Source organism: Providencia sp. PROV_01, assembly GCF_053098325.1.
Map to the genome: position 1 here is coordinate 2,627,358 of NZ_JBRFKD010000002.1, position 17,919 is coordinate 2,645,276.

Annotated in this window: 16 protein-coding genes; 5 read left to right on the forward strand and 11 right to left on the reverse strand. The window is 37.9% G+C overall.

Annotation, left to right across the window (positions count from 1 at the left end; translation table 11 throughout):
• The first annotated feature begins 13 nt into the window (after nt 1-13).
• On the forward strand, nt 14-994 hold the full coding sequence (locus ACU696_RS12800; RefSeq protein ID WP_109912257.1) for a bile acid:sodium symporter family protein: 981 nt from the start codon (nt 14-16) through the stop codon (nt 992-994).
• Nucleotides 995-1,300: 306 nt separating this feature from the next.
• On the opposite strand, the gene ACU696_RS12805 is transcribed toward ACU696_RS12800, so the two are convergent.
• The 4 genes from ACU696_RS12805 to manA form a co-directional block, all read right to left on the reverse strand.
• Complete coding sequence (locus tag ACU696_RS12805) at nt 1,301-2,515, reverse strand: ADP-ribosyltransferase domain-containing protein (protein WP_004910973.1); 1,215 nt, start codon at nt 2,513-2,515, stop codon at nt 1,301-1,303.
• A 230-nt stretch (nt 2,516-2,745) separates the two neighbouring features.
• The gene (add, locus tag ACU696_RS12810; RefSeq protein ID WP_209101551.1) at nt 2,746-3,747 is read right to left on the reverse strand and encodes an adenosine deaminase; all 1,002 of its coding nucleotides are present in this window, start codon (nt 3,745-3,747) and stop codon (nt 2,746-2,748) included.
• A gap of 194 nt (nt 3,748-3,941) precedes the next feature.
• Complete coding sequence (locus tag ACU696_RS12815; RefSeq protein ID WP_228366964.1) at nt 3,942-5,588, reverse strand: YdgA family protein; 1,647 nt, start codon at nt 5,586-5,588, stop codon at nt 3,942-3,944.
• A gap of 107 nt (nt 5,589-5,695) precedes the next feature.
• On the reverse strand, nt 5,696-6,871 hold the full coding sequence (gene manA / locus ACU696_RS12820; protein ID WP_109912254.1) for a mannose-6-phosphate isomerase: 1,176 nt from the start codon (nt 6,869-6,871) through the stop codon (nt 5,696-5,698).
• Between the two features lie 179 nt (nt 6,872-7,050).
• Here manA and fumC point away from each other — a divergent pair, with 179 nt between their 5' ends.
• Nucleotides 7,051-8,448, forward strand: coding sequence for a class II fumarate hydratase (fumC, locus tag ACU696_RS12825; protein WP_110731943.1), 1,398 nt, complete (start codon nt 7,051-7,053; stop codon nt 8,446-8,448).
• A 60-nt stretch (nt 8,449-8,508) separates the two neighbouring features.
• On the opposite strand, the gene tus is transcribed toward fumC, so the two are convergent.
• The 3 genes from tus to ACU696_RS12840 form a co-directional block, all read right to left on the reverse strand.
• The gene (tus, locus tag ACU696_RS12830; protein ID WP_209101545.1) at nt 8,509-9,426 is read right to left on the reverse strand and encodes a DNA replication terminus site-binding protein; all 918 of its coding nucleotides are present in this window, start codon (nt 9,424-9,426) and stop codon (nt 8,509-8,511) included.
• A 133-nt stretch (nt 9,427-9,559) separates the two neighbouring features.
• Entirely contained in the window at nt 9,560-10,138 is a 579-nt protein-coding gene (locus ACU696_RS12835; RefSeq protein WP_209101543.1) for a lytic polysaccharide monooxygenase, read from the reverse strand.
• 84 nt (nt 10,139-10,222) lie between these two features.
• Entirely contained in the window at nt 10,223-11,494 is a 1,272-nt protein-coding gene (locus ACU696_RS12840; RefSeq protein WP_109912251.1) for an MFS transporter, read from the reverse strand.
• Nucleotides 11,495-11,619: 125 nt separating this feature from the next.
• Between ACU696_RS12840 and ACU696_RS12845 the strand changes: the two genes are divergently transcribed.
• The 3 genes from ACU696_RS12845 (at nt 11,620) to bioD (ending at nt 14,651) form a co-directional block, all read left to right on the forward strand.
• Nucleotides 11,620-12,531: a LysR family transcriptional regulator gene (locus ACU696_RS12845; protein ID WP_004910958.1), complete on the forward strand. Its 912-nt coding sequence runs from the start codon at nt 11,620-11,622 to the stop codon at nt 12,529-12,531.
• A gap of 91 nt (nt 12,532-12,622) precedes the next feature.
• Nucleotides 12,623-13,834 carry an ROK family protein gene (locus tag ACU696_RS12850; protein WP_110731941.1) on the forward strand — a complete coding sequence of 404 codons (1,212 nt, stop codon included), beginning with the start codon at nt 12,623-12,625 and terminating at the stop codon, nt 13,832-13,834.
• Nucleotides 13,835-13,976: 142 nt separating this feature from the next.
• Nucleotides 13,977-14,651, forward strand: a complete 675-nt coding sequence (gene bioD / locus ACU696_RS12855) for a dethiobiotin synthase (RefSeq protein ID WP_004910953.1) — start codon at nt 13,977-13,979, stop codon at nt 14,649-14,651.
• A 73-nt stretch (nt 14,652-14,724) separates the two neighbouring features.
• Here the strand turns inward: bioD and ACU696_RS12860 are convergent, their stop codons facing one another.
• The 4 genes from ACU696_RS12860 to ACU696_RS12875 all read right to left on the reverse strand — a co-directional run bounded on the left by ACU696_RS12860 (nt 14,725) and on the right by ACU696_RS12875 (nt 17,914).
• A complete protein-coding gene (locus ACU696_RS12860) occupies nt 14,725-14,958 on the reverse strand; it encodes a DUF1161 domain-containing protein (protein ID WP_115167223.1) in 234 nt (77 codons plus the stop codon).
• Between the two features lie 48 nt (nt 14,959-15,006).
• Nucleotides 15,007-15,378 (reverse strand): DUF1283 family protein, encoded by a 372-nt coding sequence (locus tag ACU696_RS12865; protein WP_117161917.1) that lies wholly within the window; start codon nt 15,376-15,378, stop codon nt 15,007-15,009.
• Between the two features lie 82 nt (nt 15,379-15,460).
• Nucleotides 15,461-16,210, reverse strand: coding sequence for a bifunctional NADP-dependent 3-hydroxy acid dehydrogenase/3-hydroxypropionate dehydrogenase YdfG (ydfG, locus tag ACU696_RS12870; RefSeq protein WP_117161918.1), 750 nt, complete (start codon nt 16,208-16,210; stop codon nt 15,461-15,463).
• 75 nt (nt 16,211-16,285) lie between these two features.
• Nucleotides 16,286-17,914, reverse strand: a complete 1,629-nt coding sequence (locus ACU696_RS12875; RefSeq protein ID WP_117161919.1) for a DUF4139 domain-containing protein — start codon at nt 17,912-17,914, stop codon at nt 16,286-16,288.
• Between the last annotated feature and the right edge of the window lie 5 nt (nt 17,915-17,919).

Consider the following 17,919-nt stretch of genomic DNA (forward strand, 5'->3'; position numbering starts at 1 on the left):
TATGGATAATCGAATGAATTTGCTAGCTAAACTGAGAATAGACCCATTTTTACTTATCATGATTGGTGTTGTCATTCTAGCCAGTCTTTTTCCTTGTGAAGGTGATATAAAAACGGGGTTTCAATATTTAACTACAGCTGCAATTGCATTGTTGTTCTTTATGCATGGAGCTAAGTTATCTCGTGAATCAATCATGGCGGGGATAGGGCACTGGCGTCTACATCTCCTGGTTTTTGCGAGTACATTTATTGTATTTCCTATTGTAGGATTAGGACTTGCGGTGATTGTACCTAAATGGATGTCACCGACTGTGTATATGGGTTTTTTATACCTGTGTGCTTTACCTGCAACCGTACAATCAGCAATTGCGTTCACATCAGTGGCCGGTGGGAATATTGCCGCAGCTATTTGTAGTGCATCGGCATCGAGTATTCTTGGGGTTTTTCTTTCGCCAATCTTAGTTGGCTTATTGATGGATGCTGATGGTAGCCAAGCCATGGATACGCTCAATGCGATAGGGTCTATCTTAATGCAATTGATGCTCCCGTTTGTTGTGGGGCATTTATCTCGACCATTGATTGCCAATTGGATTAACCGTAATCGTAAGTTAGTGAATATGACTGACCGGTCTTCAATATTGTTAGTGGTTTATGTGGCATTTAGTGAAGCCGTTGTAGAGGGGATTTGGCAGAAAATAGATGCATTTTCACTCTTAATGATAGTGGTTGTTACTTGCGTTATTTTATTTATTGTCATTGTATTTAATACGTTAGCTGCACGGTTGTTAGGTTTTAGCAAAGAAGACGAAATTACCATCGTTTTCTGTGGATCGAAAAAGAGTTTAGCGAATGGAGTACCAATGGCGAACGTGTTATTTCCTGCTGCGACAGTGGGGGTTATTTTATTGCCATTGATGATCTTCCACCAAATACAACTGATGGTCAGCGCTGTACTTGCTCAGCGTTATGCGAAAAGGCTATCAACTAAGGACTGACAATAGGGCAATCATGGGGTTTTGTTCTGACAAAATAGGCCATTACCCCTCAATTAGATTTATAACCGATCTCCTAAGCATACACGCCTTTTAGTTACAACATACAAATAATTATATAATTAACAATAGAGCCGCTGCTTATGCGGTGGATGCTAATAATCGATGATGTTATTTTAAGTAACGCATTGTTTTTAGACAGGCTTAATATATTAAGAAGCGCGGTAGGGTTAATTATTTTACGCTAAAGTTCAAAAAAGCCTATAAAAAGAAAAATAATTGTTATAGGCTCAAAAACAAACTCTCGAACTAGTAAGGTAATAGTTGTGCGTCTTTTTGAGATTTAACTTCTGTTAACTCAATTTTATATATATTTTCTTTGGAGTTTTTTACAATATTGTTGACACTAAAGTTTGCCAGCGGTGAGTAGAGTACTTCACTTTCATTATTATTAAAGCTTAGCCCAGCTTGCGGAGTGATCCCGTTGCCACTATTGCCTTTCACTAAAAACATAACTTTAACATCATCTTGGCTCTGGTTGGCAAAAGACTTAGCAATATCATTTCTACTCGACGTTGAAAAAAATTGTCCTAACTGATAAACCGTCTTATTATCGCTTTTTTTGTCGGCATTAAAATTATTAATTAAAGTATTTAAGCCATCACTAGTCATACCTTGCCCACGATGGGTGGTTGCTGTTGTACTTGATGGTGAATACCAATTTTTAGCAGCGGTTTTCACTAACTCATTTAAATTATCACTGTTACATTTTAATTCAAATTTAATGTGGCTATTTCCTTTTGAAAAAATATCTGAGCCATGTACTCGCTCATATTCAGCAATGACTTTACTACCACTTAAAGAGCCACCTTGTTTGCCATTACCAAAAATATAGCGGGCCTCATTGTTGATTGCTTTACAACCTTCATTACTTTGGTAGATAGAAGAAAATTGCTGACGCTTATTTTTTAGCTGTTCAGCTGCTTTCTCATTATCGGCTTCTTGTGTTTTAATCGTGTTTAATTGAGTTTCTATTGGGGCAAGCTCTTTACTGAGACTAGCAATTTGTTGTTGAGCATTTTTATTGTTATCGGTCAGTGATGATAAGGTTGATTCATCTTTTGCTTTCAACTTCGTGAGCAAGTTAGTTGAATCGGCGACAGTAACACTTTTTGCTGTTACATTTAATAAGGTTGCCGCGGCAGTGCGTTCAGTTTGGTAGCGGCCACTGGAAAAAATATTTTTTAGTACATTACTTCCTTGGCCTAATTTAAAATGCCCATTTTTGAGGCGGACTTGGCTATCTTTTCCATGTTGGTCAGAGATACTCTTCAACTCTTTTAAGAATGACATATTATGTTTGATAAATTCTTTTAATTCTGTCATTTCCGCTTTATTCGTTTCTATTGTAGTCTTAATTTTATTAATATTGCTCACTAAACTATTTTTTTGCGATATGAGCTGCTGTTTTAAATTTGGGCTAGCTATATGTTGTGTTGAAGTACTTGAGTTAATAATAGTCATGCTGATTTTCCTAAATGAATATATAAGATGTTTTTTATTAATATATAAAATATGAATATATAGGCTTGCGTAAAACGATTTTTAAATAGTAAGAGAGCGGCTAACTAAAAAAATAGGGCAGATATTAACAATCTCATATAGCAGCATGCAGGCCAAAGATTTTTCGGAAGGGGAATTTTAAGGATATTGAGATAGAGGGGCAGATCCCCTCTAAATCTTAACTAAATAAATTAGCGATTGGCGACTTTTTTTGACAGCGCATTTTTCTCACTATCCGATAAAAATGCCATACTCAGACCATTTCGTTGTGCTTGTTCTATTTCTGCTGCCGTTAAACCAGCTTGTGGGGCAGCTACTTCATATTCATGGCGTAACTCAATCCCTTGAACTGCAGGGTCATCTGTATTAATTGAAGCCAGAACACCTTGTTGTAAAAAGTTTTTTAACGGGTGTTGAGCTAAGGATGGAACTGTACTTGTTTGAATATTCGACGTTAAACAGCTTTCCATGCCAATTTGATGTTTTACTAAATACTCAATTAGAGCAGGGTCTTCTATTGCTTTAACGCCATGACCAATTCGTTGTGCGCCTAATACCTTAATAGCATGCCAAATACTGTCTGCATCAGCCGCTTCACCTGCATGAACAGTAATATTTAACCCTGTATCTCTAGCTTTAATAAAATGTGACTCAAAGAGCTCTCCAGGGAATCCGAGCTCATCTCCCGCTAAATCTAATGCGCATAAATGATCCCGATGCGCTAATAATCCTTGCAGCTCAGTTGTACAGGCTTGTTGGCCAAAAGTACGGCTTAAAATACCAATTAAATTAATTTTAATATCAAATTGTTGGCACCCTGCACGTACACCATCAACAATGGCTTCAACGACACCTTCAACAGGCAATTGGTGTTTCATCGCCATATAATAAGGGGAAAAGCGCAGCTCTGCGTAATCAATACCTGCATTAAAAGCATCTTCAACATTTTCAAATGCCACGCGGCGACAGGCATCTAAGTTTGCTAAAACAGCGACCCCCCAATCAAGTTTTGCTAAGAAACCGACTAAGTCAGCTTCTTGTCCTATAATTTGAACATGAGGGCGTAATGCTTCAAGCTCTGAAGCAGGTAATTGAATATGGTGTTGCTCTGCTAAGGAGAGAATTGTTTCTGGACGGATGTTGCCATCAAGATGGCGGTGTAAATCGGTTAAAGGTAAATGTGTTTTAATCACGGAATGATCCTTTATCTATTTTCTATCCTCATTTTGGCTTTTATTTCGCTAAAGGCAATTGTAAATCACGAAAAATGTGAAACGTGATCAATAATTACATTTCAAATGTGATTGAAGTCACATTTATTTTGCAATGCAAATAAAAAAGCCAGCTAATATTAACTGGCTTTTGTGATTAAATTATATCAATTAGATTAGTTAGCTGGCGCTGCATCTTGTGGTGCTAATTCAGGCTCAACATCCATTCCTGGTGCTGGTTCTGCATCTGGAGCAGGTACTGCTTCATATTCTAATGCATCTTCTGGATTAGACATCACTTTCATCTTAGTGAGGAACTCAGCTAAGGTATATTTGTCATTATTGAATGTCAGGTCATTACCTGCAAATTTGATAGTCATAGTTAAATCATTTTCGCTATCAATCATCCAAGGTGATTTTTTCTGTTTAGCTTTTTCAGCACGTTCTTCATCCGTCATAAACATTTCTTCAAACGGAGAAGAGAACATATCTGAAGTCAGCATTTGCTGAACACCTTCAAACTCAGAAGTGACCATGCCTTTCATTTCTTTTTTCGTGTTAGCATCAACTGGAACACCTTGATCTAAAATCATTGCTTGAGTCATTGATTCGATCACCATTGGTTTATTCAGTTTTAAATTGAAATCAAAAGAAGTAATGAGCTGCTTGATAGCTTCATCAACTTTGTTAGACATTGCTAACGCAGTAATTTCGTCTTGGTTCCATTTATTGAATGTGATGTTTAGGTCAATTGAGCTTTGGCCAGCTTCATTTTTCCAGTAGAAAGGGCTAACCGTGAATACCGGCTTGCTCTTCATTAGCTCTGGCAATGTCGTAGACATCATTTCCATAGCTAAACGCTCTGTTGCTTCAGTTGGGTCGCCATTAGCTAAACCTTGTGCTAAAGCTTCATTATATTGCTCAACGAATTTACCTAATGCTTTTGCATCTAATTTTTCAATAGCAACCGTCAGTTCGCCTGAACCTAAGTTTTGCTCTAATGCTTTTAAGTCAGAGATGCTATAAGAAATATTCCCTTTCACATCTTCGCCAGTAATAGAGGTGTCACTTGAAATTTTGAAATCTTTAAAAGAGAATTTGGTTTCAGGAATGTTGAAATCTGTATCCGCAATAACAAATGACTGGGTTCCGGTGTAGAAGCCATATTGTGATTTTGTCACATTAGAGACTAATTTTAAGCCTTTTAGTGTCATAGATTCAGAGTTATCTTTCTTACCGATAACTAAATTATCAGTGACTAAAGTTGCATCTACAGCAGCAAGGTCGGAAGTCGTTGATACATCAAACTTAGAACCACTGAAAGATAATGAAACGTCATCTTTCTTATACTCGACAGGGATCAGCTCTAAATTGGTATCAATACTTTTGCTATAGCCAATGACCGCAGAACCATGAATAAATGGTTTACCTTGTGTCGCTTCAAACAATTCTTTTGTTGTTGCGTTGTTAGCTAATTCAATTTGCGTCGCTGCTAATTTTGGTAATAAATTAAACTTAGCGACTTGTGATAATGGGAATGGACCATGATCAATATTCGTTTTAAATACGATAGAGTCGTCTGGTGATGCAGAATCAGCAGAGGTGATTACGATATCCGCTTTAGATGAAAAAACACCTTTTTCATAATTTTCTACTTTAAAATTCAAACCTGACTCAGGCACATTTACAGCAAAAAAATCGTTGGTTTTGAGGATTACTCTATCAAGTTCATCTTTTACTTTAGAACCTGTATACCATGAAGCTCCGGTCCACACTGCACCCAGAGCAACAATAACACCAACCGCGACTAATGACTTTTTCATTATAAACATCCATCCTTTCAGTACGTTATTGCCGTACTTATAAATTTATAAAAGTTTTAAATAACCGCCATTCATTGAATGAAGACGGTTAAATACAGAATATGACTCTATTTGTTAAATACTCGGGCTAGTTTACCACTGCCATTAATGGTTATGCTTTTCTCATAAGCCGGTAAAAAAACAGATTCACCTGAATTAATGCATATTTCATCATTACCTGAATGCAAAACTAACTGGCCTTCAATACAGAACAAAATTGAGGCACTATTGTTAGATAGCGCAACTTCCGAGTGGTCTATAGAATATATATTAAATGCAAAATCTTCTACTGGAATATTATATTTCCAGATATTTCCAGATTTTTCGGGAATGCTTAATAAATCCTTTGCAAACGTAGGCTTAAAGTCAATATTAGCAATCAGCTCTGGAATATCTATGTGCTTGTTTGTTAACCCGGCACGCAGCACATTATCGGAATTTGCCATCACCTCTAACCCAACACCTTCAAGATAGGCATGCGGTGTTCTTGCATATAAGAACATCGCGTCACCAGGCTCTAATTCAACGATATTAAGAAGAAGTGGGGTAAATAGCCCATTATCTTCAGGGTACAGGCTAACCATTTGTTTTATCGAGTTCCATGGTTCACCTTGTCGGCTATTTAACGCGGCTTTCAATACACCAAGCGCTAAATCTTTTTGTTCACCTGTCAGATTAAGAATTTGTGCAAATAAACGTGATAATTTTTCTTCAGTTGGGTCCTGAACAAATAGCTGAATATCCGGATGTGCTGCTGAAACAAAATCCAGCAATTGTGCAATTTCGTCGAGTGGGCGAAACGCATTCATGGCTTTAAAAGGCGTTAATGCAAAGATTAATTCAGGTTTATGGTTATCGTCTTTATAGTTGCGTATTGGGGAGTCTAATGGGATCCCGGCTGAGTTTTCTTTGGCAAACCCAACTTCAGCATAAGTTTTATTTGGGTGTACCTGAACAGATAACGGTTGAGCTGCACATAACACCTTAAATAAATAAGGTAAGCGGTGATAAGTTTGTGCGACATGCTGGCCTAAATAGGTTTCAGGAGCACTTTCGATTAAGACATTAAGTGGAATGCTTTGATTTTTTTCCTCATCGAGAACTTCAGAGCTTGCTTTTGGATGAGCTCCCATCCAAAGTTCAGCCATAGGTAAGTTATCAGGGTTTGAAATCCCATATAGCTTAGTCAGGGCTGTTTTACTGCCCCAGTCATAGTTTTGGACTTTGTTTATCATTTTAAGCATAGCAAAATTCTCTTTTTCATAAAAATCAACTGATTTCCTTTTCACTACAGTACAATAAGCTCGACCAAGTCTCATAAATGAAATTCAATTTGTGGCATTATACTGCTCGGTTATTTGCTTACCTGCAAGCAGATGATTCTAAAATCAATTATTCTGTGTATGTACCTAAGGAGATAGTAATGGCAGCCACTCGCATTGAAAAAGACTCAATGGGACCAATTGAAGTACCTGCTGACCAATTGTGGGGCGCGCAAACGCAGCGTTCTTTAGAACATTTCCGTATATCTGTAGAAAAAATGCCTGTTGCGTTGATTCACGCACTCGCTATCACAAAAAAAGCCGCTGCTAGTGTCAATATGGACCTTGGATTATTAGCCAAAGAGCGCGGTGATGCAATCATTGCTGCTGCTGACGAAGTCTTAGCTGGCAAACATCCAACGGAATTTCCTCTCGCTATTTGGCAAACAGGTTCTGGTACGCAAAGTAACATGAACATGAACGAGGTTTTAGCTAACCGTGGTAGCGAAATTCTCGGAGGCCAACGTGGCAATGAACGTCTTATTCACCCTAATGATGATGTGAATAAAAGTCAAAGTTCAAATGATGTTTTCCCAACGGCAATGCACGTTGCTGCGGTTGTCGCAATCCGCGAACATCTTCTCCCAGAACTGAAAGTTTTGCATCAAACATTAGATGCAAAAGCGAAAGAATTTAAAGATATCGTAAAAATCGGTCGTACTCACTTACAAGATGCAACCCCACTGACATTAGGTCAAGAAATTTCAGGTTGGGCTGCAATGTTGGCGCATAATGAAAAACACATTGAAAACGCTGTTCCGCATGTGTGCGAATTAGCGTTAGGTGGTACAGCAGTAGGAACTGGTTTAAATACGCATCCAGAATATGCAGTGCGTGTTGCGAAAAAAATCGCAGAATTAACTGGCCAGCCATTTGTTACAGCGCCTAATAAATTTGAAGCATTGGCAACGTGCGATAGCCTTGTGCACGCACACGGTGCTTTAAAAGGTTTGGCTGCCTCTTTAATGAAAATCGCGAACGATGTTAGGTGGTTAGCATCTGGCCCACGTTGCGGCATTGGTGAAATTTCAATTCCAGAAAATGAGCCAGGCAGCTCAATCATGCCCGGTAAAGTTAACCCGACGCAGTGTGAAGCATTAACCATGTTATGCGCACAAGTGATGGGAAATGACGTTGCTGTTAATATTGGTGGTGCATCCGGTAATTTTGAGCTGAATGTATTCCGTCCAATGCTAATTGATAACTTCTTACAATCCGTTCGTTTGTTAGCGGATGGTATGCGTAGCTTTAATGAGCACTGTGCGATTGGCATTGAACCAAATCGTGAGCGTATTGAAAAATTACTTCATGAATCATTAATGCTAGTAACAGCTTTAAATACTCACATTGGGTACGATAAAGCGGCAGAAATCGCTAAAAAAGCGCACAAAGAAGGGCTGACTTTGAAAGAGTCTGCATTGAAACTCAACTATTTAACTGAAGAACAATTCAATGATTGGGTTCGTCCAGAAGATATGGTGGGCAGCATGAAATCTTAAGCTAGCCAATTAAACTAGCGAGTATATAACACCCATACTGTTTTACAGATGGGTGTTTTTTTAGCGCTCAATATACAAATTTAAGCGTGGTATTAATAATTCAACTGCTTTTGCTTTAGGGCGATTACGAATAACAATGCTATTTGCATAGTAATCGGGGAGTTCACCGACTTTAATTTCGGCCACTGTTTTTTCGAGCGCAAAAACAAACAAAGGGGTTGCACAGGCAAACTGCGTTTGTTTCTGTTGTTCTTTATCCCACACTCGAGCTATTGGCTGAACTTTGACAGGACGTTGAGTTTTCAAAACCGCATTATGGGGTAGGGAATCAATTAAGCGAATTTCATTTTCCAATTGTAAAAGCCAATGTTCTTTAGGTAAATGAAGAGGGGAGCGACCACTTTCTAAACTTGTTTGTAAGCGGTCTAGTATTGTTTCTTTGGTCACTTTATTGATGACTTTTTTATTTGCCCAACCAAAATTAATCGTATCGATATCAACCAATGAGGTGAGGGTGCGGTAAGTATTTAATGTTAGCAGTCCATGTAAACTGCTGCGTATAAATTCGAATCGATGTGGTTCGTTAACTTGAGTGACTATCGCTTTTATATGCATCTTTAACTCATTGATCCTCGAAATCAATGAATTAAAGTCACGATACGCCTGTAAATTGGTTTGTATACATATTGCCCCAGGTAAGCGGATAGCGGCTTTATTGCTAATTTCTTCAGATTTATTCTGTAAAAATAACAAGTTAATTAATTTTATTGTTTCTTTTACTGCATCATGGCTCACCACCGTTTCCACTGCGATTTGTTCTATCTCATTATTTTCTTCACCTTTGATTATCGAAGGTAATTGAAATACATGGGCTGTAAATGGTACTTGCTTTGATTGATCCAATAGCAAAAGGCTAAATTGGTTTATTTGTGATTCCAATTCATTAAACGTATTAATCAGGTCTTGTTTATTTGTCATTTAGTTACAACATTCAATGTGTGGTAAACAATAATTAACATTAATTATTGTGTTTATCAATAAAAAATAAAGCCTAAAAGGGCAAGTGGGTATTTTAACACTTGCCCTTCTCTTATTATGACTTACGTTTACGCTAATTTATTTCTGCATCAATGACTTGGTAAAACGCATTTACCGTATCATTTATTGTCCAAATTGCTAAAATCACATGGTAACCTTTTTGATTCTTCGGTAATACGCAATTGTGCTCCACGCTCTCCCCTGGAATTTCTACACGTTCAAATTTACAAAATGGGGTTAGTATAAACTGTTTACGCGATAACGGCGAATTGGGTTGCCAATCTGGTTTAGTGATGAAGTATTCCCATTTTGTTGTTTTATGTTTCGCAGTAATGCGCCATTTAAACCTAACATTTGGTGAATTTATAATAGCTCGTTGCCACCGAACAGTAGTTTGTATGTCTAAGGGAGAAAAAAGAGCATTAGCTGCACTGGCAATTTTACCATCGGCTGGGCCGTATTTGGGAAAGCCTTGTTTGCCTTCAATGGATTGCGGTTCATATTGCACTGGGCCACATTGCTTATTTCCCCCTAACTTACAATAGTATGAACGACTTTCAGGGGACTTAACATAGCCATGCGACCAGACCACAAAACTGCAACAAAAAAGCAATGGTGCAAATAAAAATGATTTTATAGAGAATGATTTCATTGGGTTTCCTCGTTATTAATAGACACTCATATCATCTACTAATAACGGGAGAAAATGGTAGTTTAACCTTTATCAGCCTCTAATCTACTGGTTATAACAAATTGATTTTAAACGACAAGCGATGATAAGACCGATAAACAGTATGCCAGCGATAAATAGCGCAACACCCGTCCAACCAAAGTGTTCCCAAAATAAACCACCGACTGTACCTGCGATACTTGACCCTGCATAATAACTGAATAAATACAGAGAAGAAGCTTGTCCTCGTGCTCGTTTCGCTCTACGTCCCACCCAGCTACTGGCAACAGAGTGCGCAGCAAAAAAACCGGTTGTTAGTACCGTCATCCCAAATAAAACTAACCACACATTCGAACACAATGTGATTAAAATACCAATTAACATCAGGGTAATAGAAGCTATCAATATACGACCAAGCCCATATTTTTGAGTTAGGCTTCCTGTTTTAGTCGCACTGTAAGTCCCTGTTAAATAAATAACAGATAGCAAGCCAACCGTAGACTGAGAAAATGAATAAGGTGCGTCAAGTAAACGATATCCGATGTAGTTATACATTGTGACAAAACCACCCATCAAGACAAAGCCTTCGATAAATAGAAAAGGTAACCCTTTGTCTCTAAAGTGTAGATGTAAATTAACCCATAGATTTTTAGGTTTTAAAGAACTCGCGCGGAAATGTTGAGAAGGGGGCAGTAAGCGCCAAAAGCCAATTGCGGCAATCAAGGCTAACGAACCTAAAATAACGACAGCAACACGCCATGAATAAAAATCTGCGATCACCCCCGTCATTAGCCGGCCGCTCATACCTCCCAGCGAGTTGCCACTAATATACAACCCCATAGATAGTGCAACATAACTAGGGTGGATCTCTTCACTTAAATAGGTCATAGCTACTGCAGCAACACCGCTTAGCGATAAACCAACTAATGCTCTGGCAATTAAGATCCCTTGCCAGCTCTGCATGATTGAGCTGAGTAGAGTAAATAATGCAGCGCAGGTCAATGCAATAACCATCACATTCTTACGGCCTATTGCGTCTGAAATTGGCCCAGTAATTAATAACCCTAATGCCATTAAGCCTGTACTCAGTGATAATGATAAACTTGCTGTTGCAGGGGAAATGTTAAAATCTTCTGACAGCATAGGCAAAATTGGCTGAACGAAATACAGCAAAGCAAATGTGGCAAAACCAACGGTAAAAAAGGATAAGGTCACACGTAAATACAGCGCGTCATCTCTTTGTATGTAATGTTTTTTTGGTGTGGTATGTCCCTGTAAGGGGGTTCTTATTCCTTCATTAGGTTGCTCAGATGTAAGGCTATTTTGTGAGTGTTCCATGTTTATTCCTTGTCATACCAACACACTTGATTTCGATCAAAGAATAGAAACTTTTTAGTTTTTTGTCTAATATATTAATTATTCATAATAATACTTTAAACATATTAATGGGTATTAACCAAACGATGAGTATAGAACTTAGACATCTTCGATACTTTATTGCTGTCGCGGAAGAACTTCATTTTGGTAGAGCTGCTGAACGATTGCATATTTCGCAGCCCCCTTTAAGTCAGCAAATACAAATACTTGAAGAGAAAATTAATGCAAAACTATTGGAAAGAAATAACCGAAATGTGGCCTTAACGGCAGCGGGGACTATGTTCTTAAAAGAAGCATATCAAATTTTAGCTCAAGTCGATGCAGCAGCAACAAAAGCAGCTCGCATGGAAAAGGGTGAACTTGGAGAGTTATCCATTGGTTTTACTTCAACTACGCCATTTATGCACAAAGTTACGATGAGCTTACGGCAATATCGAGAAGCTTACCCTGAAGTTTCTATTCATATGCACCAGATGAATACCAAACAACAGATAGCGCCATTAATTACGGGGCGAATTGATATTGGTATTATGAGAAATACGGTATTACCAGAACAATTGGATTATCAACTATTATTTAAAGAGCCTTTTATGGTAGCCGTCTATGAGGGACATCCATTATTAGAATTTATTGATGTAGGCGTAGATATTCAACAACTTGCTGATTATCCTTTTATTTTCTTTGAGCGCGATGTTGGTACAGCATTATATGATGAAATAAATCAATTACTAACATCTGCGGGAGTGGTTCCAACCATTTCTCAAGAAGCCGGGGAAGCCATGACTATTTTGGGATTAGTTTCCGCTGGTATGGGAATATCAGTGATTACAGAATCATTCACGCGTATGAAAATTGATGGTGTAAAATACTTAAAACTCACTAATCTTAATGCTTCATCTGAAGTCTGGTTAGTCTACAATACACGTAGAACATTGCCCTCCGTCGCAAAAAAATTAACGAATCTTTTGATGGCCAACATTGTTGGTAACCAAAAGTGAGCAAGTTCACACTTTTAATGTAAATGAAATCATTCATACACAGATTAAGGCATAATAACTCATTGCTTTATAAAGGAATTGAATTATTACCATGGTGAATCAAACTGGCCATATAGACCAAATCAAACAATTAAATACGGGTATTGTTTACCGTATCATTGATCAACATGGTCCAATTTCGCGTATTGCTTTGTCAAAACAAGCACAGCTTGCGCCCGCTAGTATCACCAAAATTACACGTGAACTTATGGATGCTCACTTAATTAAAGAATTAGAGTTTCCGGTACTCGGTCTGCGCGGACGCCCAGCAGTCGGGTTAGTCATTGAAAGTGAAGGGTGGCAATTTTTAGCTATTCGTATCGAAGGCCAAAAACTCACGATTTCCCTGAAAGAAATTAACGCGGTTACCTTAGCTCAAACAGAGTATCCATTTACACCGCTAGGAAATAGCGAATTTATCGATTTTCTTTCTGAATTAATTAGTCAATTCTTTGCCAGCCAGCAAAAAATATTAGAAAGAGTCACCGCGATAAGTATCCTTATTGATGGTATTTTAGACCCTCATACTGGCGTTATTTATCAGCATTCTTCTTTTAAAATCCACCAACTTGCCATCGCAGAATATCTTACCAAGCAAACTGGTTTACCCGTTTATTTACATCCGCCAGTGGATGCTTTAGCCTTAATGGACCTCTTCTCCCATCAGGAAAAAAGAAAAGAAAAAAATATCATTTACTTACAGCTACAAAATGTTGTTAATGTCATGGTATTAAACCATGGGACAACATTGGATACGAATACCCATCGGCCTATTCTATTCGGCCATACTCAATGTGAGCCTGAACAAAATAACGTTTGCTACTGTGGTAGCTATGATTGCTTAGAAACCCATACGTCCATTCCTGCAATATTACAACAAGCTAATAATTTGCTAATAAACTACCCAGATTCATTTTTGCATCAGCAAGATATCTCAATGGATAAAATTTGCGCTGGCGCAATTCTAAACGACAGTCTTTGTGTTTATCTTATTAATAAAGTTGCACAACAGTTGGCAAAACCGTTAGCACTGATGGTAAATTTATTGGGTAGTCAGCTCATTTTGGTTAATTCTCCTTTGAATCAAGATTCTGATCTGTTTTTAAAATGTTTACATAAACATATAAATAAACTTTCTATTCCTCTGTATTCGTCTACATTAGTGATAGAAAAATCTACATTTAGCATCAAAGATAGTGAAACTTCATTAATACAGCGAGCGTTATACGATGGTTCACTTCTACTACAACTATTACAAGGCTAAAACAATTCGATAATATTTACACTATCGTACACAAAATTGAGCTAACGCAAACTTCTCACTTACCCATTCCAATAAACTGAATCCATATCATTTTTGCAGCTTATTGCTGTATAAGTCTGTCACTTCAGGATAGAAAAAGACCATGATCAATCTATTTGTTACCGGGACAGATACAGATGTCGGGAAGACAGTATCGACGCTTGCCATCCTGCAAGCACTAAATAGCCAAGGAATTAAAGCCGTGGGCTACAAACCTATTGCTGACCAATGCATTGATACCCCTGAAGGAATCAGAAATAAAGATGCATTGCTAATTCACAGTGTTTCTAAAGACCTAGTTTCCTACGATGAAGTTAATCCTGTGCGTATCACGGACAATTACAGCCATGAGAACAGCATTGATTTCAATAAAATAAAGCATGGTCTAGACCATTTACATCATCAATGTGACATGGTTGTTATCGAAGGTAATGGGGGATGGCGCTATTTGCTTGATGACAATACTTTTTATGCAGACTGGTTAAAAGGCCAGCCGGTCGGTGTTATCTTAGTCGTAGGTATTCAACATGGCTGTGTTAATCATGCACTATTAACTGCGGATGCAATCCGAGCAGATGGATTACCATTAATCGGTTGGATGGCAAACCGTATCAACCCAGGGTTAGCGCACTATGCTCAAATAATTGATCGGTTACAACATCATATTAAGGCCCCATTAATTGGGGAAATCCCATATTTATTGCGGCCGGAAGAAAGAGAGCTAGGGCATTATCTCAATACAGATAAACTGCAAGAGCTTATCGCTATTCCTAATTAATTGCATTAATAACCCAACAAAGAAAAAGGGCGCTATCATCAAATAGCGCCCTTTATTTTACCTAAAATATAGACTAATGGCGGGTATAAATGATTTTATAAGAATCATTTTGGCAGTGACCTACAACTTGACCTTTAGATGAGTCAACTTCATCATTAGGTACTGCGACCAAACTAAAATTATCAGCAGGAACGCCATTATTGATAATCTTTTGTTTGATTTCCTCAATCACACTTTCACATGAAGCTTGCGCAAAAGCGGGCGCTAACATCAGTACAAATAAGGGTAACAATAATTTCTTTTTCATCTTATCTCCTTGTTGAACAACAACTCCATAAGGCAACCTATTATCAGGTTATGGATTACTAATTGGACGACCATTACTCACATCAAGGCAACGTTTGGTGCTTGGCTCCCAATAAGCATTTAGATTAAGACTTTTTTCACATTTATCTTTTGCATCAAAAGCGGCATCTACTTTATCAAATTCTTTTTCAGTACGCGCATTAACTTTATTACGCAACATACGGGTACTATCCCATTGTTCCTTTTCTTGACGCGCTTGCTCTTTATTAAGAGAGTCATCGCCTTTACCTACTGAAACACAAGTACTACCTGCAGTACATGATGTTGTCGATTGTGCAGCAGGAGACGACGTAGCCCAAAGTAGAGGGAGACAAAAACATAACGCAGTTAAGCCAGTTTTCAACATTTTGTGTGAATTCATGGTAATTCCTTACTAAACAGGACTGATAATCTGAGTATAGCTAAAAGTGTGCTAGTGCGTCTGTATAGAATAGTACTAAAATCTAAAGTTGTTTATGTACGGTTAAACCTGCAAACGTTTGGCAAACAGGCATTAATTCTAATGTATTTACGTTCATGTGAGCAGGTAGCGTGGCAACCCAATACACTGTTTCAGCAATATCTTCAGGGGTCAGGGCATCTGCACCTTGATAAGTGCTAGCTGCTTTATCGTCATCCCCTTTAAAGCGAATATTTGAAAACTCTGTGCCACCAACTAAGCCTGGTTCAATATCGGTAACTCGAATTTTTTTCCCTTGTAAATCAGCACGTAAACCAAGTGAAAATTGTTTCACAAAGGCTTTGGTTGCACCATAAACATTACCACCTTTGTAGGGCCAACTTGCCGCAGTAGAACCAATATTAATAATGTGACCATGATTTTCGGCTACCATGTTTTGCAACACCTCATAGGTCATATTCACTAAGCCTTTAGTATTCGTATTAATCATAACGTCCCAGTCATCAGGATTTGCATCAAAAGCAGGCTCTAGGCCCAATGCAAGACCGGCATTATTGACTAAGACATCAATGTTTTTGAGGTGAGTAGGTAAATTAGCGATTGCAGATTGAATGGCTTTTCTGTCTTGAACATCCAATGTTAATGGATAAAATTTTTCCCCTAATTCTTGATGTAGGGCTTTTAAACGTTCAGTTCTACGCCCTGTACCAATAACAGTATGATTATTTTGAATAAATTTACGAGCGATTGATTCACCAAAGCCAGAAGAAGCGCCTGTTACTAATATAATCATGGAAACCTCAAATTTGTTATTGTTGTGTCAGCATGGCGTTATTCTAACGCCATCTAACATTAACTACAAAAATTGTTATAACCCTAATATTTGTTTGTCTTTTGGATAGCTCAATGTATAACTGAATGAAATTTGCTTTTCTTCATTAGGCTCTAAAGTAATATCCCAGGCTATTTCACCTGTACTTTTATTGGTAACTGCGTTTTTATCCTCTATTTCAGACACTTTTATCTCACTATCCTCACTTAGCGGAATTTGGTCATAAACCGTTAATTCAACTGGTTTCGCATGCATATTTTTTACTTTGATCAAGTAACTTTCTGTTTGTTGGATTGTTGATCCCATAAAACTCGGTTTTTTCTTTATTTTTTCATTTGGTTCACGGGAAACTTGAATACTCTTGTCAACACCAAAAGGAACTCGTAATGTATCAACCAATTGATTTGCATTAATCATAACGTTGCCAATATATGTATTACCATAATAAATATTAGCATTTCCATTCAATAGGTTAAGTGATTGCCAATTGTCGATATCTGCTTGTAAGAACACCTCTTCAATCAGTTTTGGCGTGGTGGTATATTTGTATTTTACATCGAGATTTTGTTGTTTGATGGTGACAGTATTCGGCTTGTTCGCGCTTTTTAGTGAATAAGGCAGGGCGATTTGATAATTTAAATTGATACCATTATTAGACGTTGTAACAAAGTCTGATATACCTGAATTGATTGTTTTTTTCTTCTCACTAACACCATTTTCTTGATACATTGCCGCAGGGGCTGCAGGCATCCTCATTCGAACCTGACGCGCTATTTGAGCATTATCATCATAAACGGATAAGCGCCAAGGCTGTAAAACAGAAGGCGTGATATTTTTTGATGGGTTAACCGTCGATAAGGTCAAATTGACTTTTTCCCAATCAATGCCTGTATTTTGAATTAAATTGGCTTTATACGTGAGGGTGATTGGCGACTCAACGTCCTGACTACGAATGTCATAACTTGGTGACCACGCGGCATCAGGCGTTAAATAGGACAATTGTAGCTGTGCAATGGTTGGTTTAGCCGCATCGACCAACATGACAATCTGAGTTTGCTGGCCAACAGACGAGGGCATTTTTTCATCGATCTGCGTTTGCAATATCGCAAGTTTTTCTTCTAACTTATCAATCTCTAATTGGTATTTTTGTTGTTCATGCAATATTGAAGTCATTTGTTGACGTATAAAGTCTAACTTTTGAGAGGACTGTTCTAATGATTGCGCGTTATTTTCCCCAAAAAAGCGCTGATCTTTCAATAAGCTTAATTGCTCTTCACCGACTTTAATTGCAATGTTTAAGTTTTCAACTTGCTGAACTAAGTCCTTTTGTTGTTCTTGTAATTCAACAATATTGGCGGGGTATGTAGGTGTAACTGCCACATTTTGTACATTTACGGAACGAATAGTCACATCACTATTATCAAAGTCAATTGAAAGCGTTCGAGCGTCAATATTGCTTGCTATATTCGTAAGAACAACCTCAGTCTGCCCCTTATTAAGTGACAGTGTCACACTGTTGTCTAAGGTAGCACCGCGCAAAAACACGGTTGCATGATTTAGTTTAACATCTTGATTTAGTTTTGTTTCAGCATCAGCACGTACGTGTTGAGAAGCCAAAAGTGTTGCGAATAATAAGCCGCTGACCAGCCGAGTAGGAACTGTCATTTTTA